Raw genomic sequence first — 26276 nt, 5'->3', positions numbered from 1 at the left:
AGCGGTCGCCAGATCAGAACGGGACCGGTTGGGCCAGCAGGCCGCTCCCGGGCGCGCGCTCGGAGAGGATGCGGCAGAACTCCACGGCGTCGAGGTGGAGCCGCTCACGATCACCGGCACCGGCCACGAACCGCCCGCCGGCCGGTCCGGTGAGCTCGAGCTCGAACGGCCGCCCGTGGCGCCGGGCCCACTCGGCGACCACGCCGGCCACGATGCGGCCGTCGTGGTCGGCGGTGAGCACCAGGTCATGACCGGTCGCCCGGGCGATGTCGACCCGGTGCATCCACGGGTCGCGGGTCAGGATCGTGTCGAGCAGGAATCCCAGCCGCCAGGTCTCGGGCCGGCCGCCCACCTCCTCCTTCATCGGCATCGCCCGCAGCGGGAAGGGGACCCGGGTGCGCCACCGTGCCGCCTTGGGACCGTGCTCGTCCACCCGGTCGATGAGCTGCTCGACGCTCAGTGGGGCGTACTCGCTCACCTGCAGGGCGGTCATCGAGTCGACCATCGGTCCGCCGTCGCGTGCGGCGGCCTTCTCGGCGGCACGCACGCGACGGATCATGGAGCGGTACGAGGAGAAGTCCGACAGCATCCCGACGCAGTGGCCGGCCACCGCGCGGACGTCCCACCCCGGGCAGTCGGTCGGTCTGCGCCAGTCCTGCGCGGTGAGCGAGCGGAGCTGGTCGGCGAGGCGTTCGTACTCGGTGCGGGCGAGCACGCGAGCCTCGGTCCTGGTGGTCGGCGCGATCTCGTCGACGGCGGTGACGGTCATGGCGGGGGTTCCTCACGGTGGGTGGACTCGACGTGGTCGACGTACATGTCGACAGCCCGGTCGATGAGTCGACTCCAGCGATCACCCCCTGGATCATTGGAGATCTGCTGGTCCACCACGCCGGTGAAGACCGCAGTGAAGAGGTCGATGTCGCCTGGCCCGTCGATGCCGAGCGAGGCGAGGTGCGCCTGCACCGCCGACAGGCTCGCCACGGCGAGCGCGAAGGACTCCGCTGACGGCTCGAAGCCCGGGACCGTCCGTTGGAACATCAGCTGGTACCGAACCGGGTTCGCCGTGCAGAACGCGGTCACGTACCCGGCGATCAGCCTCAGGTCCGCCCGCGCGTCCCCGACGAGCTCCCACTCCCGCTGCCCGTCGGCGAACTCCCGGCACCCCTGGGCGTACATGGCGTCGTAGATGGCGTTCTTGGACTCGAAGTAGGAGTACAGCGACTGCGGACGCATGCCGACCTCTCCGGCCAGCTCACGCAGTGACAACCCGGCCACGCCGTGCGCGCCCGCCAGGCGCCAGGCCGCTTCGAGGATCTCGTCGATCGTCTCCTGACGCCGTACGGATCGCCTGTCGGTGTATGTATGACCTACCACCGTTCGGATGCTACTCCCGGGCGCCGGCGTGTCAAGACCCCTCCACGTCCGAGGGAACGGACGCGGGCGGCGGCGAGCAGGAACGGAGGGCAGGCGTCAGACGGTGACGGGCCGGCCCGCCAGCAGCGGCAGCACGACGTCGGGCGCGCACGCCTCGGCCTCCGCGCCGAACCCCTCGGCGTCGCCGGGCAGGGCGACAGCCGGGTCCGAGGTGCCGGCCCGCCGCACCGTGACGAGGTCGATCCGGTCCGCCCCTGCCGTCACCACGGACACGCCGTCGACGTGTCGCACCTGCACACCGGTGCCGGCCCGAGGTCCAGTGCTCCCGCCGGGGCGGCCGGACCGCCCGGGCAACGCCCCCAGGCGCAGACAAGCGCACACCGCCGTGACCCGCTCGGGCCCCGGCGGCAGGTCGACCACGACGAGATCTCCCTCGCCGACCCCGAGCACCTTCAACCCGCCGGCGAGCGCAGCGGTGTGCTCCAGGAGCCGAGCGAACGTCAGTGTCGCCCCGTCCACGTCGACGGCGAGGTCGTCGGCCCGGCCCGCCACGACGTGCCGGTCGAGCATCGCGAACCCCAGCGACGGCATCAGCGGCCCCGGAAGACCGGCGCGCGCTTCTCGGCACGAGCCTGCGCCGCCTCGCGGACGTCGTCGCTCGCCCAGATGCTGGTGAACCGTTCCTCGATCTCGGTGTCCGTGGCCGTGCCGTTGACGACGGCCTTGTTGTACGCGAGCGCGAGGGGCGCCAGCTCGGCGATCTCGTGCGCCCAGGCAACGGCCGCCTCGACGTCGCCCGCGCGGTCGACGAGACCGTGGTGCAGCGCCTCGTCGCGCGAGAGCGACTCGGCCGCGAGCATGAGCCGGCGCGCCGGACCCGTGCCCGCGAGCGCCGCCAGCGTGCGGATGGTCCAGGCGTCGACGGCCATGCCGTTCTTCGCGGTCGGCACGGCGAAGCGCGCCGACTCGTCGGCGACCCGGAGGTCGCAGGCCATGGCGAGCTGCGTCCCGGCTCCGATGGCCGGGCCGTTGACCGCCGCGACGATCGGCACGGGAACCTCCGCCAGGTGGTGCAGCATCCCGTACAGCACCTCCAGGAAGCCACCCTCGCTCGTGGGCGCGGCAGCGTCCCCGCCGTACACGCCACCGAGGTCGGCCCCCGAGCAGAAGGCGGTGCCCTCCCCCGTGACGACGATCGCGCGCGCGTCGTCGGCGACCGCGTCGTCGACCGCCCGGTGGATCGCCTGGCAGAGCCCGAGGTCCAGTGCGTTGCGACGCTCCGGTCGCTGCAACGTCAGGATGGTCACGGCACCGTCGCGGGTCACGTCGAGCATGGCGTCAATCTAGCGAGCGAGCCGTGGGGCCGGGACGCCGCGTCAGCACGTCGGACATCGGCCGTGACTTGCATCACGTCTCGCTCGTTGCATGCGTCGTGAGCCTGACTCGACGCACCCTCCTGCGCTCCGGCGCCATCGTCGCCGGCGTGGCCGCGGCCGGCCTGCCGACATCGTCCGCCCTCGCCTCGCCCTCCTCGGCCGCGCGAACGACCGTCGCCCGACGCCTGGTGCGCGGGGCGCCCGGCCCGCTCGGCTACACGCCGATCGTCGCGGCACCGGGTGAGGCGCACGTCGTCCGTACCGACCTTGGTGGGCTCGCGCGCCCCGGGCGCGTCGGCACGAGGCGTCCCCTCCTCGCCTTCACGCACCTGACCGACGTGCACATCATCGACGCACAGTCCCCGCTGCGCGTGGAGTTCCTCGACCGGCTCGAGGACCAGTACACCGCCGGAGACCCCACGCTCGGCGGTCTGCTGACGTCCAGCTACCGGCCCCAGGAGATGCTCTCGGCCCAGATCAGCGACGCGATGGTCCGCGCCGTCAACGCCGTCCGCACCGGGCCCGTCACGGGTGCCGACCTGGCCTTCGCGATCCAGACGGGCGACAACTCCGACAACTGCCAGTACAACGAGGTCCGCTGGAACATCGACGTCCTGGACGGCACGACGGTCCGTCCGGACTCCGGCAGCCGCAGCCGGTGGGAGGGCGTCCACGACAACCGCACGCGCGACAGCCACTACTGGCACCCCGAGGGGACGGTCAACGACACCTACCGCTCGCGGTTCGGCTTCCCCCGGGTCGACGGACTGCTCGACGCCGCGCGTCGTCCCTTCACGGCACAGGGGCTGTCGACCCCGTGGTACTCGGTCTTCGGCAACCACGACGGTCTCGTCCAGGGCAACTTCCCGCCCGGGCTCGGACTGGGCGTGATCGGGACGGGCCCGCTCAAGCCCACCACGCTGCCACCGGGGGTCTCCCAGGCCGACGTCCTGGCCGCGCTGCGGGGCGTCGACCCCACGCTGCTCCTGGCCTCCACGACCCTGCTCGGGGCCCGCCTCGTCACGGCAGACCCCGAGCGTCGCTCGCTCACCCGCCGTCAGGTCGTGGAGGAGCACTTCCGCACCACCGGCACCCCCGTGGGCCACGGCTTCACCGCGGACAACCGATCCCGGGGCACCGCCTACTACGCCTTCGACGCAGGCCCGGTCCGGTGCATCGCGCTCGACAGCGTGAACCCGAACGGCTACGCCGACGGATCGATCGACGCGACACAGCTCGCCTGGCTGCGTGGCGTCCTCGAGCGCTCCACCGACCGCTACGTCATGGTCTTCAGCCACCACACCTCCGCCACGATGAACAACCCGCTGGTCGCCACCGGCCTCGACCTCGACCCGCGGGTCCCCGGACCGGCCGTCGTCGACCTCCTGCTGGCCCATCCGCAGGTCGTGGCGTGGGTCAACGGGCACACGCACAAGAACGCCGTCACCGCCCATCGCTCCCCCGACGGCACGAGCGGGTTCTGGGAGATCAACAGCGCGTCGCACATCGACTTCCCCCAGCAGTCCCGGCTCATCGAGCTCGCCGACAACCGTGACGGCACCATCTCCCTGTTCACGACGATGGTCGACCACGCGGGGCCGACGTCGCACTCCGGATCGCTCGCCGACCCCCTGCGTCTCGCCGGCCTCGGTCGAGAGCTCGCCGCCAACGACCCTCAGGCCGGAGCCGGCTACAGCGGCACGCCGGCGGACCGGAACACCGAGCTGTTGCTGCCGAACCCGCTCTGAGTCCCGCTCAGACCGTCACGAGCGACTCGAGCAGATCGGCGACGGCGTCGTCGTCGTTGGATCCGAGCCGCTCGTCGGCCTCGGCCAGCACACTGTCGTGGGCGTTCGCGACGGCGAAGGAGCGGCCCGCCCAGCGCAGCATCGGCAGGTCGTTCGGCATGTCACCGCACGCCCACACGTCGGCCTGGTCGATGCCGCGACCTGCACACCACCGTGCGAGTCCCGAGGCCTTCGTGACGTCCTTCGGCGTCAGCTCGGCCAGACCGACCGCACCGGAGAAGCCGAGCTCCGCACGGCCCTGGACCGCGCGCTCGACCCGCTGCAGGAACTCCTCGTCCGGCAGGTGGGGTGCCCGAGCCAACAGCTTCCCGGCCAGCGCTCCGTCGACCGAGCCCGGCTCGTGCTCGTCGGCGTAGTGGTCCACGAAGTCCTCCTCGCGGCGCATCCCGTCGGCACACTCCACGGCGAAGGCGATGCCCGGGACGGCCGCACGCAGGTCGGTGGTGACGTCGGCGAGCTGCGCCGCGTCGAACGGCCAGGACTCGACGACCTCACGCCGGCCGACGTCGAGGACGAAGGCTCCGTTGGCGCACAGCGCGACCCCGTGCCCGCCGACGGCGTCGGCGAGGTCGTGCAGCCACCGCGGGGGGCGGGCCGTGACGAACACGACGTCGATGCCTGCCCGCTCGGCCTCGGCGATCGCCGTCGTCGTGCGCTCGGACAGCGAGCCGTCCGATCGCAGCAGCGTGCCGTCCAGGTCGGTGGCGACGAGCCGCGGCCGCCCGGTCGGCGCCTGCGTCACTCCGCGGCCGCCAGCTGGCCGCAGGCGCCGTCGATGTCGCTGCCGCGGGTGTCGCGGACGGTGGTGGGGATGCCCTTGGCCTCGAGGCGGCGCACGAACTCACGCTCGTCCTCACGCCGCGACGCGGTCCACTTCGAACCGGGCGTCGGGTTGAGCGGGATGAGGTTCACGTGCACCCAACCCCAGTCGCCGTAGGCGTTGAGGACGTCGCCGAGGAGGTCCGCACGCCACGCCTGGTCGTTGATGTCGCGCATCATCGCGTACTCGATCGAGACCCGACGCCTGGTCACGCGCGCGTAGTCCCACGCCGCCTCGACGGCCTCGTGGACCGAGAAGCGGGTGTTGATCGGGACGAGCTCGTTGCGCAGCTCGTCGTCGGGGGCGTGCAGGGAGAGTGCGAGCGTCACCGGGATGCCCTCGTCGGTGAGCTGGCGGATCCGCGGCACGAGCCCGACCGTGCTGAGCGTGATGTTGCGCGCCGACAGGCCGAGCCCGTCAGGGGCCGGCGCCACCATGCGACGGATCGCGCCGATGACGGCCTTGTAGTTGGCCATGGGCTCGCCCATCCCCATGAAGACGATGTTCGAGAGCCGACCGGGACCTCCGGGGACGAGACCGTTCGCCATGGCGGCCGCCCCGTCGACCACCTGGTCGATGATCTCGCCGGTGCTCATGTTGCGCTGCAGTCCGCCCTGACCCGTCGCGCAGAAGGGGCACGCCATGCCGCAGCCGGCCTGGCTGGAGACGCACAGGGTGGCCCGATCGGAGTAGCGCATCAGCACCGACTCGACGAGCGCACCGTCGAACAGGCGCCACAGCGTCTTGCGGGTGGTGCCGCGGTCGGCCTCCATCACCCGGACGCTGTGCAGCAGCTCCGGCAGGGCGGCCTCGACGATCGCGTCGCGGCTGGCGGCAGGCAGGTCCGTCATCGCCGCGGGGTCGCGCTCGAGCTTGGCGAAGTAGTGGTGGGCGACCTGCTTCAGGCGGAACGCGGGCTCACCGAGCTCGGCCGCGAGGGCCGTCCGCTCCTCGGGCGTGAGGTCCGCGAGGTGTCGCGGCGGCTTCTTGCGTCCGCGCGGCTGCTCGAAGACCAGCGGCAGGGCGGTCCGGGACTCCTCGCTCATCCCCCCATCCTCCCAGACGCCACCACGCGGTCACGAATCCGACGATCCCGGACGACGCGAGTGGCGCACTGTGCCCACCGAGTGGCGCACTGTGCTCACCGAGTGGCGCAATCGAGCGCGACACGCCGTCTCATAAAGCCAGGTTTGCGCCACTCGCGGGAGGCTGTGACGCGGCGGCGTGGGGGCGGGTGAGGGCGGCGACGAACTCGAGCTTGTCGAGGACGGGCGGGGCGATGACGAACGGGTAGAGGTCGTCGCGACCCATCGCTCGGTTGATCTGGTTGAGCGCGACCGAGAGCGGCACCCACACCCCGTTCACGAGGTCGGCGAACAGGGAGAACGCGTCCGGATCGACGGTGACCAGGGCCTGGGCCCGGGCGGAGTCGATCGTCTCGCTGATGTGCATCCAGTGCGCGAACGTCTCCGCGAAGTCCTCGAACGGGTGCATCGTCGCGTACGTGCTGATGTACGACTCCGCCCAGTCCTGCGGCGGGCCCTCGGCGTAGTGGCGATCGATCTGCTCCTGGTAGTCGACGGACTCGTCGCCGAACAGCGCGCGGTAGTCCGCACGCAGCGGACCGTCGCCGACCAGGACGCCCTCGTAGTAGTGACCGACCTCGTGGCGGAAGTGCCCGAGCATGGTGCGGTAGGGCTCGTCGAGCTGTGCCTGGACCTTCGCCCGGTGGGCGTCGTCACCCTCGGCGAGGTCGATCGTGATGACGCCGTTGTCATGCCCGATCACGACGTTCTCGGCGACGCTCGAGAGCAGGTCGAAGCAGAGACCGCCCTCAGGATCCTCCTCGCGACCGACGATCGGCAGCCCGCGGGCGTCGAGCTCGACCACCAGACGCCGCTTGGCGGCTTCGGCCACTCCGAACTGCGACAACCCCTTCGCGTCGGCGTCGTTGGGGCGGGTCCGGGTCAGGTCGCAGGAGAAGCACTGACCGCCCTCGACGTCGGTCAACCAGGTGCAGTCCGACAGCTCGAGGTTCGCGCACCGGTACCAGCGGACGTCGTCGGCGTCGACGTAGGTCCCGTCCTCCTCGAGGGGGACGATGTCGTGCTCGGGACACGAGTAGGCCAGCACCGCACCGCACGTGACGCAGGTAGAGTTCTCGAAGAAGAGCGGGGAGTCGCAGATGCGACAAGAGAAGGCCTTCACCTGCCCATCCTCGCCCCTCGCGACCACCGGCGCAGCCTCAGACCCGGCCCACCGGCGACGTCACACCGATCATGCCGGCAGGACGTCCACCTGGACCTCGAGCTCGGACGACGACGCCTCGGAGACGATGACGCCCTTGAGCGGCGAGACGTCGGCGTACTCCCTGCCCCAGGCGATCGTGACGTAACGCTCGCCCACCGGTTGGTCGTTCGTCGGATCGAGCGCCAGCCACTCACCGGCCGGCGTCCACACGGCCACCCAGGCGTGGGTGGCGTCGGCCCCGACGACCCGCTCGCGCCCCGGCGGCGGATCGGTGGCGAGGTAGCCGCTCACGTAGCGCGCGGCGAGGCCCTGGCTGCGCAGGCACGCGATCATCAGCTGCGCGAAGTCCTGGCAGACCCCGGCCCGGGCGGCCAGGACGTCGTCGATCGTCGACGTGACGCTCGTCGTGCCGGGCTCGTAGGCGAAGTCGTCGTGGACGCGGTGCATCAGGTCACGGGCGGCCTCCCCCAGGGCCCGGCCCGGAGGGAACGACGGCCGTGCGTAGTCGAGCACCGCACCACCGTGGCCGATCGACGGCGACTCCAGAGCCAGCTCGACCACCTCCCACGCGGGGACGCCGTCGAGTGCCCGCGGTCGAGCTGCCTCCCACGGAGCGCCGAGCGCCTCGGGGTCGATGGAGGCCGGCTCGACCTCGACGTCGAGGTCCGCCTCGACCGTCAGCCGGGTGTGCGGGACGTCGACCTGCAGGTAGGTCACGCGGTTGCCGAAGTGGTCGATGTCCTCCGAGCGATCCACGGCGACCGGATCCACGTCGACCTGCGCCGAGAGCACCCGCTGACCCGGCACGTCACGGGGAAGCAGCACCGCGTGGCCGTAGCTGTCGGTCACGACGTCGTCGTAGGTGTACCGCGTGCGGTGCCGCACGTGCCACCTCACGACGAGACCCTCCGCGCCAGGGTGAGCGAGCGCGGCGACGGCCCCGAGACGAGGTGCAGCTCGGCGAACGCGTCGGCGAGGCGGGTCAGCTGGCCCTCCACGTCCTCGAGGTGGTCCTCCAGACCGCGGCGACGCTGACCGCTGACCCGGGCGAGCGCCGACAGGTCGACGTCGCGCACCTGTGCCACGAGGTCCTCCAGGAGCCGCTCGGGACGCGAGCTCGACGTCGACATCGGCAGGCGGGCCAGGGCATGTCCCAGGCGCTCGAGCGCGGCCGCGAGCGACCGCGGGTTGTCCGGGTCGGTCAGGAGCAGCTCGAGCAACCCCACCAGGCGCACCCGTCCGCGGTGGCGACGCCGGTGGGTCACCACGCTCTCCGTCGCCCCCAGCACGGCCTCGTGCACCCGTTCCTCCACCGAGAGTGGTCGCATCGTGGTCACGGTGCGACTCAGCAGGGCACCCACCTGCAGGGCCCGCTCGAGGGCGCGGCCGACCTCGAGCGCGTGCCACCCGTCGTCGTGCACCATGCTCTCGGTCGTCCCGCGCAACGCGAGCAGCCCGACGAGCACCTGCTCCGCGGTCACGGCGAGATCCGTCCCGGCCGAGGCCACGGCCCGGTCGGTGACGGCGAAGGCACGCCACACGTCGATCGACAGCTGGTCGCGGACCGAGGCGGCCACCGCCCGCAGGGCTACCAGCGACTGCGCCACCGAGGAGGGACGACGCTCGTCCAGGAGGATCGACTGCAACCACCGGGCATCGCGCTCGCCCGGAGCTCCGCTCGCACCGAGCACCCCCAGCAGGGCCTCGGCCGCCGGGTCGCCGGGGCCGATCCGGTCGAGATCGAGCCCGTCGCCCACTGCGGGCAGGGCCAGCAGCGACCGCACGCCGTGCTCGGCCCGCTCGGCGTAGCGTCCGAACCAGTACAGGTCCTGCAGCACGCGGGGCACGGCGATCGGCGCAGCGCCGGAGGCGACCGACGGACGCGCGGGCTCCTCCAGCCCCTGGTCGGGCTCTGACGCGGACTCCTTGAGCACCCACACGTCCTTGCTCGCGATGGAGCGACCGTCCTGCAGGACCGAGCCCAGCCCGCCGGCGAGGGGGCGGTACCCGCTGCCGTGCGCCACCGTGAAGGCCCGCAGGGACACCTCGCACGCCGTCAGGGTCCCCGCGTCCAGCCGCGGCGCACGCGACCACACGATCGGCTCGCCGGCGACGTAGCGGTGGGGGGCCGCCTCGACGGCCGCGAGCAGCGCGTCGGGGGCGTCGGCGTCGAGCACGCCGCCACCGTCGATGGCGCGGACCTCCAGGTCGAGCAGGTCGGTCCGCAGACGCGCCAGCGTCGCCGGATCGCCGAGCCAGTGCACGGGCACGCAGGGCAGCCGCAACGGCTCGTCGAGCAGCACCTCGCAGACGTGGTCCATGAAGGGCAGCAGACCCGGGTTCTCCAGGACCCCGGTGCCGAAGCCGTTGACGACGCGCACGCTGCCCCGCCGGTCGGCCTCCACCAGACCCGGCACCCCGAGCCGGGAGTCCCCGCGCAGCTCCAGCGGGTCCGACCACGCGGCATCGACGCGCCGCAGGACGACGTCGACCCGCTCGAGTCGGCCCCGCACCCGCATCCACACGGCACCTCCGCGGACGACGAGGTCGTCGCCGCGGACGAGTGGGATGCCGAGCACCGTCGCCAGGTGCGCCTGGTCGTAGGCCGTCTCCGACTCGGGACCGGGCGTCAGCAGCACGATGCGCGGGTCACTCGCGGTGCGCGGCGCGGCACCGGCGAGCGCGTCGCGCAGCACGGGGACGAAGGGCGCGAGCCGGTGGACGGGGGCGTCGAGAGGTGTCGGCGTGATGGCACGGGACGTCACGCGACGGTTCTCCAACGCGTACCCGAGACCCGATGGAGCCTGGGTCCGGTCCGCCACCACCTGCCACTGCCCGGACGCGGTCCTCGTGAGGTCACACGCCACCACGTGCAGGGACCGACCGGCCCGGCGGGGTCGCGAGACCTCGCGACGGAACCCTCGGTGGGCGAGCACGAGCTCTGGCGGCAGGACGCCCTCCCGCAGGAGGCGCCGCGGCCCGTAGAGGTCGTCGGCCACGGCGTCGAGGAGCTCGGCGCGCTGCGCGAGCCCCCCGCTCAGCGTCGCCCACTCCTGCGCGGTGACGACCAGCGGCAGCGGGTCGAGGTGCCAGCGGTCGGACGTGCCGCCGGGGCGCCGGTACGTGACGCCGTCGTCCTCGAGGTGACGTCCGATCTGGTGCGCGACCCGTCGCAGGTCGACGTCGGCGAGGTCGAGCGGGCCGGCGGCCAGGGCACGCCACGGCCTGCGGAGCGTGCCGTCCGGTGCCACCACCTCGTCGAACGCGCGAGGACCGCCCTGCAAGGGGGGCTGGTTGGTGGCGGCGGCGTAGTCCCGCAGCGCTGACACGGGGCGGCCCAGCCCTCAGGCCACGGGAACCAGGTAGTACAGGATCAGCCAGGCGACGGGCGCGACCGCGATGAGCGAGTCCAGCCGGTCCATGAGCCCGCCGTGCCCGGGCAGGAGGTCGCCCATGTCCTTGATCCCGAGGTCGCGCTTGATGAGCGACTCCGAGAGGTCGCCGAGCGTGGCCATGATGACCGCGGCCACCCCGAGGACCACCCCGGCCCACCACGGGCCCTGCAGGCCGTAGAGCACGACGAGGACGCCGACGAGCACGCCGAAGGTGAGCGAGCCGGCGAAGCCCTCCCAGGACTTCTTGGGGCTGATCGTCGGAGCCATCGGGTGCCGACCGAACAGGATGCCGGCGACGTAGCCCCCGATGTCGGAGCCGACCGTGACGACGATGAACGCCACGATGCGCCACGGTCCGTCGTCCTCGACGAGCATGAGCAGGACGAAGACGCCCATGAGGTACAGGTAGGACAGGGAGAACACGCCGGCACTGGCGTCGCGGACGAAGCCGTTCGCGCCGTCGGACAGGCGCCAGACCAGCGTGCCGATGACGGTCAGCGCCATCGCCACGGCAGCGGTCTCCATGCCGCCGTAGAAGGCACCCACCAGCATGAACGTGCCGCCGGTGAGCACCGGCAGGACGGGGACGGTGATGTCGGCGGTGCGGAAGGCCCGCGTCAGCTCCCACAGCCCGATCCCGAGCGCCACCACGACGACCAGGACGAAGACGTCCTTGAGCAGGACCAACGACGCGATGACGGTGCCCGCGAGCCCGACACCGACGGCGATCGCCGCCGGCAGGTTGCGGCCGGCGCGGCTCTGCTTCTGAGCCACGGCCGGGTCGGGCTCTCCTGCTGGTCCGTCGGTCGGTGCCTCAGACCTCAAGGAGCTCCGCTTCCTTGTTCTTGAGCATCTCGTCGATCAGCTCGACGTGCTTCTTGGTGAGGGCGTCGAGGCGCTTCTCGGCGCCGACGTTCTCGTCCTGGCTGATCTCGGAGTCCTTCTCGGCCTTGTCGAGCGACTGCTTGGCGTTGCGGCGCACGCCCCGCACCGCGACCCGCCCGTCCTCGGCCTTGCTCTTGGCGAGCTTGATGTACTCCTTGCGCCGGTCCTCCGTCAGCTCGGGCAGCGTCACGCGCAGCACCTTGCCGTCGTCGGTCGGGTTGACGCCGAGGTCGGAGTCGCGGATGGCCCGCTCGATCGCCGGCTTGGCGCCGGCGTCGTAGGGGCTGATGATCACGGTGCGCGGCTCGGGGACCTGGAACCCGGCGAGCTGCTGCAGCGGCGTGGGCGTGCCGTAGTACTCGGCCGTGATCTGGGCGAACATCGCCGGATGGGCACGACCGGTGCGGATCGCGGCGAACTCCTCGCGGGTGTGCTCGACGGCCTTGCCCATCTTGGTGTCGGCCTCGCGCAGCGTCTGGTCGATCACGGTGCTTCTCCTGTCGTCGTCGCCGATCCGTCATGGACCAGCGTGCCGATCCTCTCACCTCGCAGCGCTCGGGAGATGTTCCCCTCACCCTCCATGCCGAACACGATCATCGGCAGCGCGTTCTCCATGCACAACGCGAACGCGGCCGCGTCGACGACCTTCAAGCCGTGGCGCAGGGCGTCCTCGAAGGAGACCTCCGAGAGCAGTCGGGCGTCGGGATCGGTCCGCGGGTCGGCGGTGTAGACGCCGTCGACCCCGTTCTTGCTCATGAGCACCGCGTCGGCCTTGATCTCCAGCGCACGCTGGGCCGAGACCGTGTCGGTGCTGAAGTACGGCATGCCGGCGCCGGCGCCGAAGATCACCGCGCGGCCCTTCTCCAGGTGCCGGATGGCCCGGCGTGGGATGTACGGCTCGGCGACCTGGCCCATCGTGATGGCCGACTGCACCCGCGTCTCGATGCCCTGCTTCTCGCAGAAGTCCTGCAGGGCGAGGCAGTTCATGACCGTGCCGAGCATGCCGATGTAGTCGGCACGCGAACGCTCCATGCCCCGTTGGCTGAGCTCGGCACCGCGGAAGAAGTTGCCGCCGCCGACGACGATCCCTACCTGCACGCCGTCCTTGACGGCCTCGGCGATCTGGGCGGCGATGCCGTTGACGACGTCGGGGTCGATGCCGAGGGACCCACCACCCAGCACCTCACCGGACAGCTTCAGCAGCACCCGACGAACAGGGACCGGATCGTCCGTGGTGGTCTCGTCCATGGTCGATCCGGTCCCTTCGTCGATGGGTCGTGCGGTGGTGCCTCAGGCGCCGATCTCGATGTGGGCGAAGCGGGTGATCGTGACACCGGCCTCGTCCAGGATCGCCTTGACGGACTTCTTGTTGTCCTGGACCGACGGCTGGTCGAGCAGCGCGACGTCCTTGAAGAACCCGTTGAGGCGGCCCTCGGCGATCTTGGCGACGACCTGGTCGGGCTTGCCCTCCTCGCGTGCGGTGGCCTCGGCGATCTCGCGCTCCTTGGCCACGACGTCGGCCGGGACCTCGTCACGGCTGAGGTACTGCGGACGCATCGCGGCGATCTGCATGGCTGCGGCACGAGCGGCCTCGACGTCGTCACCGGTGTACTCGACGAGCACGCCGACGGCCGGCGGCAGGTCGCTGGCGCGACGGTGCAGGTACGTGGCCACCTGGCCGTCGAAGGCCACGACGCGACCCAGCTCGAGCTTCTCGCCGATGACGGCCGCGAGCCCGGAGATGGCCTCGTCGACGGTCTTGCCGCTCGGCAGCTGCTGGCCGCGGAACTCCTCGACCGAGGCCGGCTTGGTGGCGTCGGCAGCGGTGGCGAGCTCCTCGGCGAGCGAGACGAACTGGTCGTTCTTGGCGACGAAGTCGGTCTCGGAGTTGAGCTCGACGAGCGCCGAGCCGGCGCTGGCGACCAGGCCGGAGCCGGCCTCGCGCTCGGCGCCGCGCTTGGCGGCCTTGGCGGCACCGGAGATCCGCAGGATCTCGATCGCCTTGTCGAAGTCGCCGTCGGCCTCGGTGAGCGCCTTCTTGGCGTCCATCATGCCGGCGCCCGTGGCGTCGCGGAGCTTCTTGACGTCTGCGGCTGCAATGGCCATGGGGTGTCTACCTCAGATTCTGGGTGGGTGGGTGGCGATCAGGCGGAGGGAGTCTCGGCGGACTCGGCCTCGGTCGCCTCGGCGGCCGGGGCCTCCTCGGCGGGCGCCTCGGCAGCAGGAGCCTCGGCGGCGGGTGCCTCGGCAGCCGGGGCGTCCTTGGACTGCAGCAGCTCGCGCTCCCACTCGGCCATGGGCTCCTCGGAGCCGAGCTCGTTGCCGGCCTCCCCCTCGGTCTTGGCGCCGCTGCGGGCGATCAGGCCCTCGGCGACGGCGTCGGCGACGACCCGGGTCAGCAGGCCGACCGAGCGGATGGCGTCGTCGTTGCCCGGGATCGGGTAGTCGACGTCGTCGGGGTCGCAGTTGGTGTCGAGGATCGCGACGATCGGGATGCCGAGCTTCTTGCACTCGTCGACCGCCAGGTGCTCCTTCTTGGTGTCGACGATCCAGACCGCCGACGGGGTGCGGCCCATGTCGCGCACGCCACCGAGGGTGCGGTTGAGCTTGTCGTACTCGCGACGCATCTGCAGGAGCTCCTTCTTCGTGCGGCCGGAGCCGGCCACGTCGTCGAAGTCGATCTCCTCGAGCTCCTTCATGCGCTGCAGGCGCTGGTGCATCGTCTGGAAGTTGGTGAGCATGCCACCGAGCCAGCGCTGGTTGACGTAGGGCATGCCGACGCGCTTGGCCTGCTCCTCGACGGGCTCCTGGGCCTGGCGCTTGGTGCCGACGAACAGGATCGTGCCGCCGCGCGCGACGGTGCTCTTGACGAACTCGTACCCGGCGTCGATGTAGGCCAGCGACTGCTGCAGGTCGATGATGTAGATGCCGTTGCGCTCGGTCATGATGAAGCGCTTCATCTTGGGGTTCCACCGACGGGTCTGGTGCCCGAAGTGGACGCCGCTCTCGAGCAGCTGGCGCATGGTGACGACGGCCATGGTCGTTTCTCCTTCGTGGGCACGCGTGTGCCCGGTCCTGGTTGTCGCACCGCCGGCGGCGGTGCCCTGACACCCGTGCTGCGCGGGCCAACCCCGAGGGGACCAGGACCGCGCCCGTGTTCGGCTCTCGCGTCACAAGGAGGACGGGCGTGCGAATTTCACGTCCGAGGACGTGATGGGGCTCATCGTACGCCAGGTCCGGCGGAATCGGGAAATCCACAGCCGAGCCGACCGGGCCGCAGTGTCCACAAGGGCGCAGCTCGTCGGTGGGCGCCTCGGCCGCAGGCCGCTTGGCTGAGCGCATGCACTGCTCCTCGCCCTCATCTCCCGGCCAGGCATCGCCCGTCCGCCGGTGCCTCCTCCTGGTCGCGACGGCCGTCTCGCTCCTCCTCGTCACGGTGCCGTCGGCGGCGGACGGGGCCGAGCAGGACGCGGTCTGGTCATGGCCGCTCGACACTCGCGCGGTGGCCCGGGACCTCGACCTGCCGGCGTCACGCTACGGTGCCGGCCACCGTGGGGTCGACCTCAGCGGCGCGCCCGGGGAGACCGTCCGCGCCGTCGCCCCGGGCACCGTGACCTTCGCCGGGACCGTCGCTGGGGTCGGCGTGGTCACGGTGTCCCACGGTGCGGAACGCTCCACCTACCAGCCCGTCGAGGATCGCGTCGTCGCCGTGGGAGACGCGGTCGACCGCGGCCAGGGCCTCGGTCGCCTGGGACCGGCCGGCAGCCACTGTGCGACGGTCTGCCTGCACCTCGGTCGCCTGCTCGGCGAGGACTACCTCGACCCCTTGGAGCGACTGGGCCGAGGGCAGCGCGTGCGCCTCGTCGACCCGGACGGACCACCTCCGCGGCCAGCGACGGCAGGCGACGGCTCGTTCCTGCGTCCTGTCGGCGGTCCCGTGACGTCGCCGTTCGGCATGCGCGTGCACCCGGTCACCGGTGTTCGCAAGCTCCACGACGGTGTCGACCTCGGCGCCCCGTGCGGCACCCCGGTGCAGGCCGCCGCCGCCGGGACGGTCGTGCTGCGCGAGCGGCACCCCGCCTACGGCTGGCGGGTGGTGCTCGACCACGGGGACGGCACACGGACCGGCTACACGCACCTGCAGGCCTTCGCCGTGGTCGTCGGCCAGCGGGTCGAGGCCGGGACGCGGATCGGCAGCGTCGGCACCACCGGGCTGTCCACCGGCTGCCACCTGCACTTCATGGTCGAGCGCGACGGCGCGCCGGTCGACCCGATGCTCTTCGTGTGAGGGACCGACGCCGATCGCGACGTCAGGCGCGGGGATGGGCCTGGCGGTAGGCCGCGCGCAACCGTTCGGAGCTGACGTGGGTGTAGATCTGGGTGGTCCCGAGCGAGGCGTGCCCCAGGATCTCCTGGACGCTGCGGAGGTCGGCGCCGCCCTCGAGCAGGTGGGTGGCGGCCGTGTGCCGCAACCCGTGGGGACCGAGGTCGGGTGCTCCGTCGACGTCGGCGAGCCGGTCGTGCACCACGGCGCGCACCGCGCGGACGTCGAGTCGTCCACCGCGGACACCCAGCCACAGGGCGGGCCCGCTCCCGTCCCGGACGAGGTGCGGGCGTCCCGCGGACGACCATGCCTGCAGCGCCTCGGCGGCCGGTGCGCCGAACGGCACCGACCGTTCCTTGGCTCCCTTGCCCATGACCCGCACGAGCCGTCGGGCGTGGTCGACGTCGTCGACGTCGAGCCCGCACAGCTCGCCGACGCGGACGCCGGTGGCGTAGAGCAGCTCGAGGATCGCGTGGTCCCGCAGGCCAACGGGACCGTCGCTGCGTGCCCGGTGGCCCGCAGCGTCCAGCAGGTCACGCACCTCGGTGCGGCTCAACGCCGCGGGTAGCTCGCGGTGCGCCTTGGGGCTGGCCAGGAGAGCACCGGCGTCCTCGTCGGCGCGTCCGGTCCGCACGAGCCAGGCCGTGAAGACACGGGTGGACGTCGCGCGCCGCGCGAGTGTCGTGCGGGCGCGGCCGAGGGTCTGCTGGGTGGCGAGGTGGCTGCGCAGGGTGCGCAACGTCAGGTGGCGGGGGTCGTCGACCCGCAGCCGACCGGCGTGCTCGGCGAGGGTGGAGAGGTCGGTGAGGTACGCCCGCACGGAGTGCTCCGACAGCCCGCGCTCGTGACGTAGGTGGCGCTCGAAGGCGGCCAGCGCCTCCGCCCATGCCTCCGCCATCTCCTCCACGGGTCCACTGTGCCCCGCCGCGTCGCTCAGGCCAGGTCGGCTCGCCGTGCGAGGAGCCAGCCCGCGTCGGACGTCTCGGCGAGACCTCGCCGGCGCAGCAGCTCCAGGGCACGCCGGGTGTCGCCGGTGGCGACCGTGGCGGCCGCGCTGACCTCCGCGACGGCCAGCGCACGCTCCCAGTTGAGCGCGTCGAGGACGGAACGCACCGGTGCGGGCAGACGGTCGAACTCCGTGCCCGACCCGCCGGGCGGTGGCTCGGCGACGACGCCGGGACCCCGCACCTCGGCGAGCACGTCACGGCCCTCCGTCACGAGGACGGCGCGACCGTCGCGGATCGCTCGGTGACAGCCCGCGGACTGCTGGGAGGACACCGGGCCGGGCACTGCCATGGCTGGACGGCCGAGCGCCTCGGCCCACCGGAGCGTGTTGAGGGACCCGCTGCGGACCGCTGCCTCGACGACGACCGTCGCGGTGGCCAGGGCCGCGATGATGCGGTTGCGGGAGAGGAAGCGGGACTTGGTCGGCACCTGGCCGGGAGGCTGCTCGCTGACGACCACCCCGTCGGAGGCGATCCGGCTGAGCAGCGCAGCGTTGGCACGTGGGTAGTCGAGGTCGGCGCCACACGCCAGCACGGCGGCCGTGGGTCCGCCGAGGGCCAGCGCACCGCGGTGGGCCGAGGCGTCGATCCCGAAAGCGGCTCCGCTCACGACCCCGACGTCGGCGTCGGCGAGGTCGGCGGCCAGCTCGGAGGCGATCTCGCTGCCGTAGGCGGTGCAGTCGCGGGCGCCGACGACGGCCACCGCCTGCTCGACCACCTCGTCGAGTCGCCCTCGCCCCCGGACCCAGAGCCCGACCGGGGCACCACCGCCGTCGTGCGACGCGCCGATCCCGCGGCCGGTGAGGTGAGCGAGGTCGTCGACCGGGGCCGGCCACTCCCTCTCGCCTGGCACGACCCACCGCAGACCGCGCTCGCGACCGAGCTCGAGGACCGAGCGAGCCCGCTCGTCGGAGCCGGCGACGCGCTCACGCCAGACGGCCGGGACGGACGCCGTTCCACGCCGCACCGCGTCCAGGACGTCGGAGGGTGCCAGCTCCTGCAGAAGTGCTGCGAGCCGCCCGTCGCCAGGCTCGGCCACGAGTGACAGCTCGAGGCGGGCGAGTCGCTCCTGGCTGCGCCCGCTCACGAGGCGGCACCCACGGTCAGGTCGCGTAGACCGCTGCCCAAGGGTGTGCCGCGGCGGAGCGCGAGGGCCAGCTCGACGTCGTCCGGGTCCGGTCGGTCGTGCCCGCGCAGGTCCGCCACCGTCCAGGCGACGCGAAGGATGCGGTCGGCCGAGCGAGCCGACAGCTTGCGGGCCGCCAGCTGGGACTCCACGAGTGCCCTGCCCGACTCGCTCACCGGCCAGCGCTTGCGCAGCTCGACCCCCGGGACGTCGGTGTTCAACGCCCACGGGGTGTCCGCGAGGCGATGCTGCTGCCGTTCGCGTGCGAGATGCACGAGCGGTGCGAGCTCGGCGGTGGACCGCCCGGCCGCCACTGCATGGGCCAGCTCCGGCCGGGAGGGCGCCACGAGCTGGCGGTGGATGTCGATGCGGTCGCGCACCGGCCCGGAGATGCGGTCGCGGTACCTACGGCGCATCAGCGGGGTGCAGTCGCACTCCTGGGTCACGGACCCGCCCTGACCGCAGGGGCAGGGGTTCGCCGCGAGCACCAGCTGGAAGCGGGCCGGGAACCGAGCGGTCTGCGCCGAGCGCGAGACGACGACGTGCCCGCTCTCCAGGGGCTGGCGCAGGGCGTCGAGGACGTTGGAGGCGAACTCGGGCGCCTCGTCGAGGAACAGCACCCCGCGGTGGGCGACGCTCAGGGCCCCCGGCCGGATGCCGCGGCTGCCGCCGCCGACGATGGCCACGGCCGTCGCGGTGTGGTGGGGGTCGACGAAGGGCGGTCGTCGCACGAGCGGGGCGTCGCTGGGGAGCACGCCGGCCAGGGAGTGCACGGCGCTGACCTCCAGGGCCTGGGCGTGGTCGAGGTCGGGCAGGAGTCCGGGGAGGCGCTGGGCGAGCATCGTCTTGCCGATCCCCGGCGGCCCCGTCATGAGCAGGTGGTGTCCGCCGGCAGCCGCGACGACCACGGCGGTGCGAGTGTCCTCCTGGCCGGCGACGTCCGCGAGGTCGAGGCCGATCCCTCCTCCGGCGCCGCCCCATGCCGTCGTGCCCGCGGAGTCGTCGAGCGGCGGGACCTCGGGGTCGTCGGGCTCGGGCTCACCGGTCACCCGGGCGAGGCACTGGCGCAGCGAGCGCACCCCCACGACCCGGATGCCGGGGACCAGCCGCGCCTCGGGGACGTTGACCTCCGGCACGACGATGGACTCGAAGCCCGCCTCGGCAGCCGCGAGGGTCGCCGGCAGCACGCCGCGCACCGCGCGGAGTCGGCCGTCGAGCGCCAGCTCCCCGACGTAGGCGGTCCCGGCGAGCTGGTCCGAGGAGATCACCCGCTTGGCCGCCACCACGGCGAGTGCCATGGCGAGGTCGTAGTGGGAGCCGCTCTTGGGCAACGTGCTCGGGGCCAGGTTGATCGCCACGCGGTGCTCGGGCCACGCGACGCCGGAGTTGATGACCGCCGCCCGGACACGCTCGCGTGCCTCGCTGACGATGGTGTCCCCGAGACCGACGACGATGGTGCCCGGCATGCCGGAGCTGACGTCGACCTCCACCTCGACCGGACGTCCGACGAGGCCCTCGAGCGCGACCGAGTGCGCGATGCCGGCCATCAGGCGACTCCTGCGATCCGCTCGACGCGAGCCGCGCCGCGCCGTGGGACCTGCACGCCGACGACGTCGATCCGCAGGGACTCCGGCTCCACGTCGTGGACCTCCAGCCAGTGGGCGGCGAGTCGCCGCAGCCGGGCGGCCTTGGTGGGGGTGACCGCCTCCAGCGGACCGCCGAACGCCGAGCCCGTGCGGGTCTTCACCTCGCAGACCACCAGCGTGCCGCCGTCGCGGGCCACGAGGTCGATCTCTCCGTAGCGGCTCGTCCAGTTGGTCGCGACGATCGTCATCCCGAGGGAGACGAGGTGCTCGGCAGCGACACGTTCGCCGTAGCGACCGAGGGCGTGGTTGCGGGCGTGGCTCATGGCCCCAGCCTCGTCCGTGATGGCGGCAGGGAGAAGGCGTCGGCCGGGCCGCTGTGGGAAACGCCCTCGTCCGAGGCTGCCTGTGGACGAGCCTCAGCCCCCGAGGTCTCCGGAGGGGGTCGCGATCAGCTGCCCGTGCCCGGGGGCAGCTTGACGTCGGAGTCGGCGAGCTCCTCGACGTTGACGTCCTTGAAGGTCAGGACCTTGACGTTCTTGGCGAACCGCGCGGGGCGGTAGATGTCCCAGACCCACGCGTCGGTCATGGTCACCTCGAAGTAGGCGTCGCCGGTCTCGGAGCGCACCTTCACGTCGACCGCGTTGCACAGGTAGAAGCGGCGATCGGTCTCCACGACGTAGGTGAAGATCTTCACGACGTCGCGGTACTCCTTGTACAGGGCGAGCTCCTGCTCGTTCTCGTACCGTTCGAGGTCCTCGGCGCTCATGCGTTCATCGGCCTTCCATCGCTGCACGGACGTTGACGTAGCTGAAGCGGTGCTCCGGGCACGGACCGAACCGGGCGAGCGCATCGCTGTGCGTCGCGGTGGTGTAGCCCTTGTGCGTGGCGAAGTCGTAGTGAGGGTATCGCTCGTGGAGGTCGGTCATGAGCCGGTCACGGGTCACCTTCGCCACGACGGACGCCGCCGCGATGGACGCCGCCACGCGGTCGCCCTTCCAGACCGCCAGGCCGGGGACACCGAGCCCGTCGACCGGGAAGCCGTCCGTCAGCACGTACCCGGGACGGACCCGCAGACGCCACAGCGCTCGCCGCAGCGCTGCCACGTTGGCACGGTGCAGGCCCGTGGCGTCGCACTCCTGCGGCGGCACCACGACCACCGCGACGTCGGTGGCGCGGCTCGCGATGAGGTCGAAGCAGCGCTCACGCGCGGCAGCGGTGAGCAGCTTGGAGTCGGCCAGACCGGGCACCTCCCGCTCGAGCACGACGGCGGCCGCGACGAGCGGTCCGGCGCACGCGCCGCGGCCCGCCTCGTCGACCCCGGCGACGGGCTCGAGCCCGCGACGTCGCAGGGCCCGCTCGTACCCGTAGAGCCCGGCGTCGCGGCGCACCGAGCGTCCGGGCGCCAGGGTGGTCACGGTCCGGACGTGGCCGAGAACGCCTCGGTGTCGCGCAGGAAGCCGATCCGCTTCCAGGGCCACACCCGCAGCCACGCCTTGCCCACGACCGACTCGACGGGGATGAACCCTCCGCCGGGGTCGCCCTGGTGCATCCGGGAGTCCGCGGAGTTGCCGCGGTTGTCGCCCAGCACCCACAGGTAGTCCTGGGGCACCTCGACGTCGAAGGTGAGATCGCCGTTCACCGAGGGGTCCTGCAGGTAGGGCTCCTCGACCGGCTCGCCGTTCACGATGAGCCGGCCCTGCTCGTCACAGCACTCGACGCGGTCGCCGCCGACCCCGACGACGCGCTTGATGAGGTGACCGCCGGTGGGGAAGAGACCGATCCGCTCGAGACCCTGCTGCAGCACGTTGGCCGGCGCCGCGGTCTCGGACTCGTTGAGCCATCCGCCGGGGTCGTCGAAGACGACGACGTCCCCGCGCTGCGGGTCGCCGGCCCAGTAGGACACCTTCTGGACGAGGATCTTGTCGTCGACGAGCATCGTGGGCTCCATCGACTCCGACGGGATGTAGAACGCCTGCAGGAGGAAGGCCTTGACGACGACGGCCATGACGACCGCCGTGACCACCAGGAGGATCGACTCCTGCCAGACGGGCAGCTGGCGCTTGGTGGTCTCACTCACGCACGGAGCCTAACCGCCTGTTCCTGAGTCGTGACGAGGACATGCGCGCAGCGAGGGTCGAGACCCTCAGTCCTCGCGCTTCTCCTTGATCTTGGCGGCCTTGCCGCGCAGGGAGCGCAGGTAGTACAGCTTGGCGCGACGGACGTCGCCGCGGGTCGCGACCTCGATCTTCTCGATGACCGGGGTGTGGAGCGGGAAGGTGCGCTCGACACCGACACCGAAGCTGACCTTGCGGACGGTGAACGTCCGGCCGACGCCGGAGCCCTGGACCTTGAGGCAGACGCCCTGGAAGACCTGCACGCGGGAGCGGTTGCCCTCGACCACCTTGACGTGGACCTTGAGGGTGTCGCCGGCACGGAAGTCGGGCACGTCATCGCGCTTGGCTTCGGCGGCGATCTGGTCGACGACGTTGGTCATGGTTGCTCCTCGCTGGTGCCACAGGTCACCGACGGTGGTTCAGAAGTGGGGGGCGATGGGCCGGACCCATCGGCGTCGCGTGACGGATCCCCTGTGGCAGAGCCGTCCGGCGCCAAAGGACAAGTCTGCCACAGCCCGGCCGTCGCGACGAAATCGCCTCCCGGCTGCGACCGCTCGGATACGCGGAGATGGCACGGCGCCTGGACGCGCCGAAGGGGCACCCACCCGAGCGGATGCCCCTTCGGTGGCGGGGCACCCACCCGAGAGGGTGCCCCACCGGTCCCGATCAGTCGAGGGCGTAGCCCTCGCCGTGCAGGACGATGTCGATACCGGCGATCTCGTCCTCCTCCGTGGCGCGGAAGCCGATCGTCTTCTCGATCGCCGTGCCGATCACGTAGGTGACGATGAAGGAGAAGGCGATCACGAAGAGCGAGGACACCAGCTGGGCACCGAACAGGGTGGCACCGCCGCCCATGAACAGACCCTCGACCTCGACGCTGGCGAAGAGGCCGACGTAGAGGCAGCCGATGAAGCCGGCGACCAGGTGCAGACCGACCACGTCGAGCGAGTCGTCGTAGCCGAGCTTGTACTTCAGGTCGATCGCGAAGGCGCAGATCGACCCGGCGACGATCCCGAGCACGATGGCCCAGACCGGCGTCACGAACGCACAGGCCGGGGTGATCGCCACGAGGCCGGCGACGATGCCGGAGGCGGCGCCCACAGCGGTCGCCTTGCCGTCCTTGAAGGTCTCGACGGCGATGTAGCCCAGGGCGGCAGCGGCCGGGGTGATCAGCGTGTTGAGGAAGATCAGCCCCGTCTGGTCGAGGTTGGAGCCGTAGACGCCGGTGTTGAATCCGAACCAGCCGAACCACAGGATGGCCGCACCGATGAGCACCAGCGGGACGTTGTGCGGGGCGGCCTCCTCCTTGGAGAAGCCGGCCTTGCGGCGTCCCAGGACGAGCGCGAGCGCGAGCGCCGCGGCACCGGCGGACTGGTGGATGATCGTGCCGCCGGCCCAGTCGTAGGCACCCCCGAGACCGAAGACGTCCTCGGCCAGCCAGCCCGAGCCGCCCCAGAGCCAGCGGAAGGTCGGGAAGACGACGAGGGTGGCGAACAGCGCGGCGAAGAGCATCCAGGGCCAGAAGCGCGCGCGATCGGCCACGGCACCGGAGACCAGGGCGACGGTGATGATGCAGAAGGCCACCAGGAAGGCGTGGTCTGCGAAGCTGCCGCCCTCGAACAGCTGAGCGACCTCGGTGGCCTCGAACGCTGCCCCGTTGGCGCTCTCGGCGACCCCCGACAGGCCGAAGTCGTCGAGGGGGTTGCCGAAGTAGCCGCCGCCCTCGCTTCCGATCTGGCTGGCGCCGTACAGGACGTACAGGATCGCGACGACGACGATGGAGCCGAAGCTGAGCATCATCATCGACACGACGGACTTGGACTTCACGAGACCGCCGTAGAAGAACGCGAGACCCGGAGTCATCAAGATCACGAGCGCCGCACACACGAGCGTCCACGCTACGTAGATGGACATATCTACCTCACCTATGGATTGGGAATCGGTACGCCTGGGCAGCGATGCTGCTGCTCCCTGACGCTGAGACGATCCTGAGTGCGAGGTGTTTTCCCGGCCTTGCCAAGGTGTGACGGGGCCGTTACACGACGTCCGGGTGTGTTAAATCCGCGTGTCGGGGGCCTCGGGTCCGCCGCCGTCGGCGTGGTCGTCGGGGCGCTCGAGCAGGTCGGGCCGACGCTCGGCGGTGCGCTCGAGCGCGCGGTCGTGACGCCACCGGGCGATCGCGCCGTGGTCGCCCGAGCGCAGGACCTCGGGGACCTCGAGCCCGCGCCACACCGCCGGCTTGGTGTACACCGGGTACTCCAGCAGCCCGTCGGGGCCGTGGGACTCCTCCTGCAGCGACCGAGGATTGCCCATGAATCCCGGCAGCAGCCGCACGACGGCCTCGATCACCGCGAGCGCGGCGACCTCTCCCCCGTTGAGGACGAAGTCGCCGAGCGAGATCTCCTCGACGCGCCACCGGGTCGAGGCGTGGTCGATGACGCGCTGGTCGATGCCCTCGTACCGACCGCAGGCGAGGACGAGGTGCTGCTCGAGCGCGAGTCGTTCCGCGTCGCGCTGCGTGAACGGGCGTCCGGACGGGGTCGGGACGATGACGACGGCGTCGTCGCCCGCGACGGCGTCGAGCGCCTCCCCCCACGGCTCGGGGCGCATGACCATGCCGGCTCCGCCTCCGTAGGGCGTGTCGTCGACGGTGCGGTGCCGGTCATGGGTGAAGTCGCGCAGGTCGTGCGCCTGGACCTGCAGCAGTCCGCTGGCCCTGGCGCGGCCGGCCAGCGAGAGGTCGAGGGCGTCGAGGTAGGCCGGGAAGATGGAGACGACGTCGATGCGCACTCAGCGCACCTCGTCGGCTGCGTCCGGGTCGAGCAGACCCGGGAGGTCGACGACCGTCACGGTCCCCGTCTGCAGGTCGACGGAGGGGACCAGGGCCTCGACGAACGGGACCATGACGTCCTGGGTGCCCACGCGCACGACGAGGTGGTCCTGCGCGGGCAGGTGCTGCACGGCCGTGACGCGTCCGACCGGCGCGTCGGGCGCGGACGCGAGGACGACCTCGAGACCCACGAGCTGACGGTCGTAGAACTCGTCGGAGCGGCCCGTGGCCTCGTCCGGGTCGACCTCGCTCGAGACCGTACGGCCCTGGAGGGCCTCGGCCGCGGTCCGGTCGACCACTCCCTCCAGCTGCACCAGGAGCCGGCCCGAGTGACGACGCGACGAGCGCACCTGCATCTCCTGCTCGCCCACACGCACCGACGAGCCCGGCGCGAATCTGCGCTCGGGCTCGTCGGTGCGGATGTCGATCGTCACCTCGCCGCGGATCCCGTGGGCACGGGAGATGCGGCCGACGACCACCTGCACGCTGTCCTCAGCGCTGGCGGTCGACGTCGACGAAGTCGATGCGGGTGGACCCCGCGACGGCCTGGGTGACCGTGCGGATCGCCTTGGCGGTGCGGCCCTGGCGGCCGATCACCTTGCCGAGGTCGGAAGGGTTGACGCGCACCTCGAAGAGGTCACCGTTCCGGGTCTGCTTGGAGCGGACCCGGACGTCGTCGGGATGCTCGACGATGCCGGCGACGAGGTGCTCGATGACCTCACGGGTGGGTGCGGCCATGCTCAGGCCTCGTCCTTGGCGGTGGCCTCGGCTGCGTCCTCGGTCGGGGTCTCGTCGGCCGTCGGCTCCTCGGCCTTGGGCTCCTCGGCCTTCTCCGCCTTCGGCTCCTCGGCCTTCTTCGCCTTCTTGGTGGTCGCCTCGGCCTTGGGCTCGGCGTGCATCTCCTTGAGCGCCTTGTCGAAGAGCTCGGCCTTGTCGGCCTTCGGCTCGGGCTGGCGCAGGGTGTTGGTGCCGCCGATGTCGCCGGTGAGCTTCAGGATGGCCGCGACGGCCTCGGTGGGCTGTGCGCCCACGCCGAGCCAGTACTGGGCGCGCTCGGACTGCACGTGGATCGTGGAGGGCTCGGTCTTGGGGTTGTAGGTGCCGATCTCCTCGATCACTCGACCATCGCGCTTGGTGCGCGAGTCGGCGACGACGATGCGGTAGAACGGGGTGCGGATCTTGCCCATCCGCTTGAGGCGAATCTTGACGGCCACGGGTGTGGTGTCTCCTTGGTGGTAGTTCAGGTGATGACGCGGCCTCGCGCGTGGGGCACGTGAGGGCCGGGAGCCGGTGGGCCGGGATCGCGCGGTTGAGAGGGACCGCGACGCTTCCGGACGCAATGGGTCATTGTGCCAGAGCCGGGACGGCTGGGCCAAACCCCCTG

29 protein-coding genes are annotated in these 26276 nt (G+C 71.8%); 2 read left to right on the top strand and 27 right to left on the bottom strand.

Features of this window, described 5'->3' with window-relative positions:
- Nucleotides 1–13 precede the first annotated feature (13 nt).
- The 4 genes from ABD213_RS09725 to ABD213_RS09710 form a co-directional block, all read right to left on the bottom strand.
- Nucleotides 14–769, bottom strand: a complete 756-nt coding sequence (locus tag ABD213_RS09725) for a maleylpyruvate isomerase family mycothiol-dependent enzyme (protein ID WP_344327421.1) — start codon at nucleotides 767–769, stop codon at nucleotides 14–16.
- Nucleotides 766–1374 (bottom strand): TetR/AcrR family transcriptional regulator, encoded by a 609-nt coding sequence (locus ABD213_RS09720; RefSeq protein ID WP_344327419.1) that lies wholly within the window; start codon nucleotides 1372–1374, stop codon nucleotides 766–768. The genes ABD213_RS09725 and ABD213_RS09720 overlap by 4 nt, the downstream gene beginning before the upstream one ends.
- Before the next feature lie 96 nt (nucleotides 1375–1470).
- Nucleotides 1471–1965, bottom strand: a complete 495-nt coding sequence (locus ABD213_RS09715) for an AMP-binding protein (RefSeq protein ID WP_344327418.1) — start codon at nucleotides 1963–1965, stop codon at nucleotides 1471–1473.
- The gene (locus ABD213_RS09710) at nucleotides 1965–2708 is read right to left on the bottom strand and encodes an enoyl-CoA hydratase (RefSeq protein WP_344327416.1); all 744 of its coding nucleotides are present in this window, start codon (nucleotides 2706–2708) and stop codon (nucleotides 1965–1967) included. The genes ABD213_RS09715 and ABD213_RS09710 overlap by 1 nt, the downstream gene beginning before the upstream one ends.
- A 98-nt stretch (nucleotides 2709–2806) precedes the next feature.
- Between ABD213_RS09710 and ABD213_RS09705 the strand changes: the two genes are divergently transcribed.
- Nucleotides 2807–4498 carry a TIGR03767 family metallophosphoesterase gene (locus ABD213_RS09705; protein ID WP_344327415.1) on the top strand — a complete coding sequence of 564 codons (1692 nt, stop codon included), beginning with the start codon at nucleotides 2807–2809 and terminating at the stop codon, nucleotides 4496–4498.
- A gap of 7 nt (nucleotides 4499–4505) precedes the next feature.
- Here the strand turns inward: ABD213_RS09705 and ABD213_RS09700 are convergent, their stop codons facing one another.
- The 10 genes from ABD213_RS09700 to rpsB form a co-directional block, all read right to left on the bottom strand.
- A complete protein-coding gene (locus ABD213_RS09700) occupies nucleotides 4506–5300 on the bottom strand; it encodes an HAD family hydrolase (protein WP_344327414.1) in 795 nt (264 codons plus the stop codon).
- Nucleotides 5297–6424, bottom strand: coding sequence for a dual-specificity RNA methyltransferase RlmN (gene rlmN / locus ABD213_RS09695; RefSeq protein ID WP_344327411.1), 1128 nt, complete (start codon nucleotides 6422–6424; stop codon nucleotides 5297–5299). Before rlmN ends, ABD213_RS09700 begins: the two co-directional genes overlap by 4 nt.
- Nucleotides 6425–6554: 130 nt before the next feature.
- The gene (locus ABD213_RS09690; protein WP_344327410.1) at nucleotides 6555–7586 is read right to left on the bottom strand and encodes a zinc-binding metallopeptidase family protein; all 1032 of its coding nucleotides are present in this window, start codon (nucleotides 7584–7586) and stop codon (nucleotides 6555–6557) included.
- A 69-nt stretch (nucleotides 7587–7655) separates the two neighbouring features.
- Complete coding sequence (locus tag ABD213_RS09685) at nucleotides 7656–8525, bottom strand: transglutaminase family protein (protein ID WP_344327409.1); 870 nt, start codon at nucleotides 8523–8525, stop codon at nucleotides 7656–7658.
- Complete coding sequence (locus ABD213_RS09680; RefSeq protein ID WP_344327407.1) at nucleotides 8522–10957, bottom strand: circularly permuted type 2 ATP-grasp protein; 2436 nt, start codon at nucleotides 10955–10957, stop codon at nucleotides 8522–8524. Before ABD213_RS09680 ends, ABD213_RS09685 begins: the two co-directional genes overlap by 4 nt.
- Before the next feature lie 15 nt (nucleotides 10958–10972).
- Nucleotides 10973–11797 carry a phosphatidate cytidylyltransferase gene (locus tag ABD213_RS09675; protein WP_344327406.1) on the bottom strand — a complete coding sequence of 275 codons (825 nt, stop codon included), beginning with the start codon at nucleotides 11795–11797 and terminating at the stop codon, nucleotides 10973–10975.
- 40 nt (nucleotides 11798–11837) lie between these two features.
- Nucleotides 11838–12392, bottom strand: a complete 555-nt coding sequence (frr, locus tag ABD213_RS09670; protein WP_344327728.1) for a ribosome recycling factor — start codon at nucleotides 12390–12392, stop codon at nucleotides 11838–11840.
- Nucleotides 12392–13156, bottom strand: a complete 765-nt coding sequence (pyrH, locus tag ABD213_RS09665) for a UMP kinase (RefSeq protein WP_344327405.1) — start codon at nucleotides 13154–13156, stop codon at nucleotides 12392–12394. Before pyrH ends, frr begins: the two co-directional genes overlap by 1 nt.
- A 42-nt stretch (nucleotides 13157–13198) precedes the next feature.
- Nucleotides 13199–14014: a translation elongation factor Ts gene (gene tsf / locus ABD213_RS09660; protein WP_344327402.1), complete on the bottom strand. Its 816-nt coding sequence runs from the start codon at nucleotides 14012–14014 to the stop codon at nucleotides 13199–13201.
- 38 nt (nucleotides 14015–14052) lie between these two features.
- Nucleotides 14053–14946: a 30S ribosomal protein S2 gene (gene rpsB / locus ABD213_RS09655; protein WP_344327401.1), complete on the bottom strand. Its 894-nt coding sequence runs from the start codon at nucleotides 14944–14946 to the stop codon at nucleotides 14053–14055.
- Nucleotides 14947–15410: 464 nt separating this feature from the next.
- Between rpsB and ABD213_RS09650 the strand changes: the two genes are divergently transcribed.
- The gene (locus ABD213_RS09650; RefSeq protein WP_344327399.1) at nucleotides 15411–16196 is read left to right on the top strand and encodes a peptidoglycan DD-metalloendopeptidase family protein; all 786 of its coding nucleotides are present in this window, start codon (nucleotides 15411–15413) and stop codon (nucleotides 16194–16196) included.
- 22 nt (nucleotides 16197–16218) lie between these two features.
- Here ABD213_RS09650 and ABD213_RS09645 read toward each other — a convergent pair whose 3' ends face one another.
- The 13 genes from ABD213_RS09645 to rpsP all read right to left on the bottom strand — a co-directional run bounded on the left by ABD213_RS09645 (nucleotide 16219) and on the right by rpsP (nucleotide 26106).
- A complete protein-coding gene (locus ABD213_RS09645) occupies nucleotides 16219–17130 on the bottom strand; it encodes a tyrosine recombinase XerC (RefSeq protein WP_344327726.1) in 912 nt (303 codons plus the stop codon).
- Nucleotides 17131–17165: 35 nt separating this feature from the next.
- Complete coding sequence (dprA, locus tag ABD213_RS09640) at nucleotides 17166–18323, bottom strand: DNA-processing protein DprA (protein ID WP_344327398.1); 1158 nt, start codon at nucleotides 18321–18323, stop codon at nucleotides 17166–17168.
- Entirely contained in the window at nucleotides 18320–19909 is a 1590-nt protein-coding gene (locus ABD213_RS09635) for a YifB family Mg chelatase-like AAA ATPase (protein ID WP_344327396.1), read from the bottom strand. The genes dprA and ABD213_RS09635 overlap by 4 nt, the downstream gene beginning before the upstream one ends.
- Nucleotides 19909–20271, bottom strand: coding sequence for a YraN family protein (locus tag ABD213_RS09630; RefSeq protein ID WP_344327394.1), 363 nt, complete (start codon nucleotides 20269–20271; stop codon nucleotides 19909–19911). The genes ABD213_RS09635 and ABD213_RS09630 overlap by 1 nt, the downstream gene beginning before the upstream one ends.
- Before the next feature lie 125 nt (nucleotides 20272–20396).
- Nucleotides 20397–20714, bottom strand: a complete 318-nt coding sequence (locus ABD213_RS09625; RefSeq protein ID WP_344327393.1) for a DUF2469 domain-containing protein — start codon at nucleotides 20712–20714, stop codon at nucleotides 20397–20399.
- A 4-nt stretch (nucleotides 20715–20718) separates the two neighbouring features.
- The gene (locus ABD213_RS09620; RefSeq protein WP_344327391.1) at nucleotides 20719–21363 is read right to left on the bottom strand and encodes a ribonuclease HII; all 645 of its coding nucleotides are present in this window, start codon (nucleotides 21361–21363) and stop codon (nucleotides 20719–20721) included.
- Nucleotides 21360–22025: a signal peptidase I gene (gene lepB / locus ABD213_RS09615; RefSeq protein ID WP_344327390.1), complete on the bottom strand. Its 666-nt coding sequence runs from the start codon at nucleotides 22023–22025 to the stop codon at nucleotides 21360–21362. The genes ABD213_RS09620 and lepB overlap by 4 nt, the downstream gene beginning before the upstream one ends.
- 66 nt (nucleotides 22026–22091) lie before the next feature.
- A complete protein-coding gene (gene rplS, locus ABD213_RS09610; protein ID WP_344327389.1) occupies nucleotides 22092–22442 on the bottom strand; it encodes a 50S ribosomal protein L19 in 351 nt (116 codons plus the stop codon).
- A gap of 286 nt (nucleotides 22443–22728) precedes the next feature.
- Nucleotides 22729–23976, bottom strand: coding sequence for an ammonium transporter (locus ABD213_RS09605; protein ID WP_344327387.1), 1248 nt, complete (start codon nucleotides 23974–23976; stop codon nucleotides 22729–22731).
- A gap of 141 nt (nucleotides 23977–24117) precedes the next feature.
- A complete protein-coding gene (gene trmD / locus ABD213_RS09600; protein ID WP_344327386.1) occupies nucleotides 24118–24852 on the bottom strand; it encodes a tRNA (guanosine(37)-N1)-methyltransferase TrmD in 735 nt (244 codons plus the stop codon).
- Complete coding sequence (rimM, locus tag ABD213_RS09595; protein WP_344327383.1) at nucleotides 24853–25377, bottom strand: ribosome maturation factor RimM; 525 nt, start codon at nucleotides 25375–25377, stop codon at nucleotides 24853–24855.
- A 7-nt stretch (nucleotides 25378–25384) separates the two neighbouring features.
- On the bottom strand, nucleotides 25385–25630 hold the full coding sequence (locus ABD213_RS09590; RefSeq protein WP_344327382.1) for an RNA-binding protein: 246 nt from the start codon (nucleotides 25628–25630) through the stop codon (nucleotides 25385–25387).
- A gap of 2 nt (nucleotides 25631–25632) precedes the next feature.
- Nucleotides 25633–26106 (bottom strand): 30S ribosomal protein S16, encoded by a 474-nt coding sequence (gene rpsP, locus ABD213_RS09585; RefSeq protein WP_344327381.1) that lies wholly within the window; start codon nucleotides 26104–26106, stop codon nucleotides 25633–25635.
- Nucleotides 26107–26276: the final 170 nt, after the last annotated feature.

The sequence above is a fragment of the Aeromicrobium halocynthiae genome (genome assembly GCF_039531385.1).
In the GTDB taxonomy this organism is placed as follows: Bacteria; Actinomycetota; Actinomycetes; order Propionibacteriales; family Nocardioidaceae; genus Aeromicrobium; species Aeromicrobium halocynthiae.
The sequence above is the reverse complement of the archived record's forward strand: the minus strand, read 5'-3'. Positions and strand labels throughout refer to the sequence as shown.

What these genes read in the sequence shown, in the direction of transcription:
- rplS (WP_344327389.1), bottom strand. Translation starts at nt 22,442, where the DNA reads ATGACCAACGTCGTCGACCAGATCGCCGCCGAAGCCAAGCGCGATGAC.
- tsf (WP_344327402.1), bottom strand. Translation starts at nt 14,014, where the DNA reads ATGGCCATTGCAGCCGCAGACGTCAAGAAGCTCCGCGACGCCACGGGC.
- ABD213_RS09605 (WP_344327387.1), bottom strand. Translation starts at nt 23,976, where the DNA reads ATGTCCATCTACGTAGCGTGGACGCTCGTGTGTGCGGCGCTCGTGATC.
- ABD213_RS09645 (WP_344327726.1), bottom strand. Translation starts at nt 17,130, where the DNA reads ATGGCGGAGGCATGGGCGGAGGCGCTGGCCGCCTTCGAGCGCCACCTA.
- ABD213_RS09625 (WP_344327393.1), bottom strand. Translation starts at nt 20,714, where the DNA reads ATGAGCGCCGAGGACCTCGAACGGTACGAGAACGAGCAGGAGCTCGCC.
- ABD213_RS09630 (WP_344327394.1), bottom strand. Translation starts at nt 20,271, where the DNA reads ATGAGCCACGCCCGCAACCACGCCCTCGGTCGCTACGGCGAACGTGTC.
- ABD213_RS09635 (WP_344327396.1), bottom strand. Translation starts at nt 19,909, where the DNA reads ATGGCCGGCATCGCGCACTCGGTCGCGCTCGAGGGCCTCGTCGGACGT.
- ABD213_RS09715 (WP_344327418.1), bottom strand. Translation starts at nt 1,965, where the DNA reads ATGCCGTCGCTGGGGTTCGCGATGCTCGACCGGCACGTCGTGGCGGGC.
- pyrH (WP_344327405.1), bottom strand. Translation starts at nt 13,156, where the DNA reads ATGGACGAGACCACCACGGACGATCCGGTCCCTGTTCGTCGGGTGCTG.
- ABD213_RS09590 (WP_344327382.1), bottom strand. Translation starts at nt 25,630, where the DNA reads ATGGCCGCACCCACCCGTGAGGTCATCGAGCACCTCGTCGCCGGCATC.
- rlmN (WP_344327411.1), bottom strand. Translation starts at nt 6,424, where the DNA reads ATGAGCGAGGAGTCCCGGACCGCCCTGCCGCTGGTCTTCGAGCAGCCG.
- ABD213_RS09725 (WP_344327421.1), bottom strand. Translation starts at nt 769, where the DNA reads ATGACCGTCACCGCCGTCGACGAGATCGCGCCGACCACCAGGACCGAG.
- rpsB (WP_344327401.1), bottom strand. Translation starts at nt 14,946, where the DNA reads ATGGCCGTCGTCACCATGCGCCAGCTGCTCGAGAGCGGCGTCCACTTC.
- ABD213_RS09710 (WP_344327416.1), bottom strand. Translation starts at nt 2,708, where the DNA reads ATGCTCGACGTGACCCGCGACGGTGCCGTGACCATCCTGACGTTGCAG.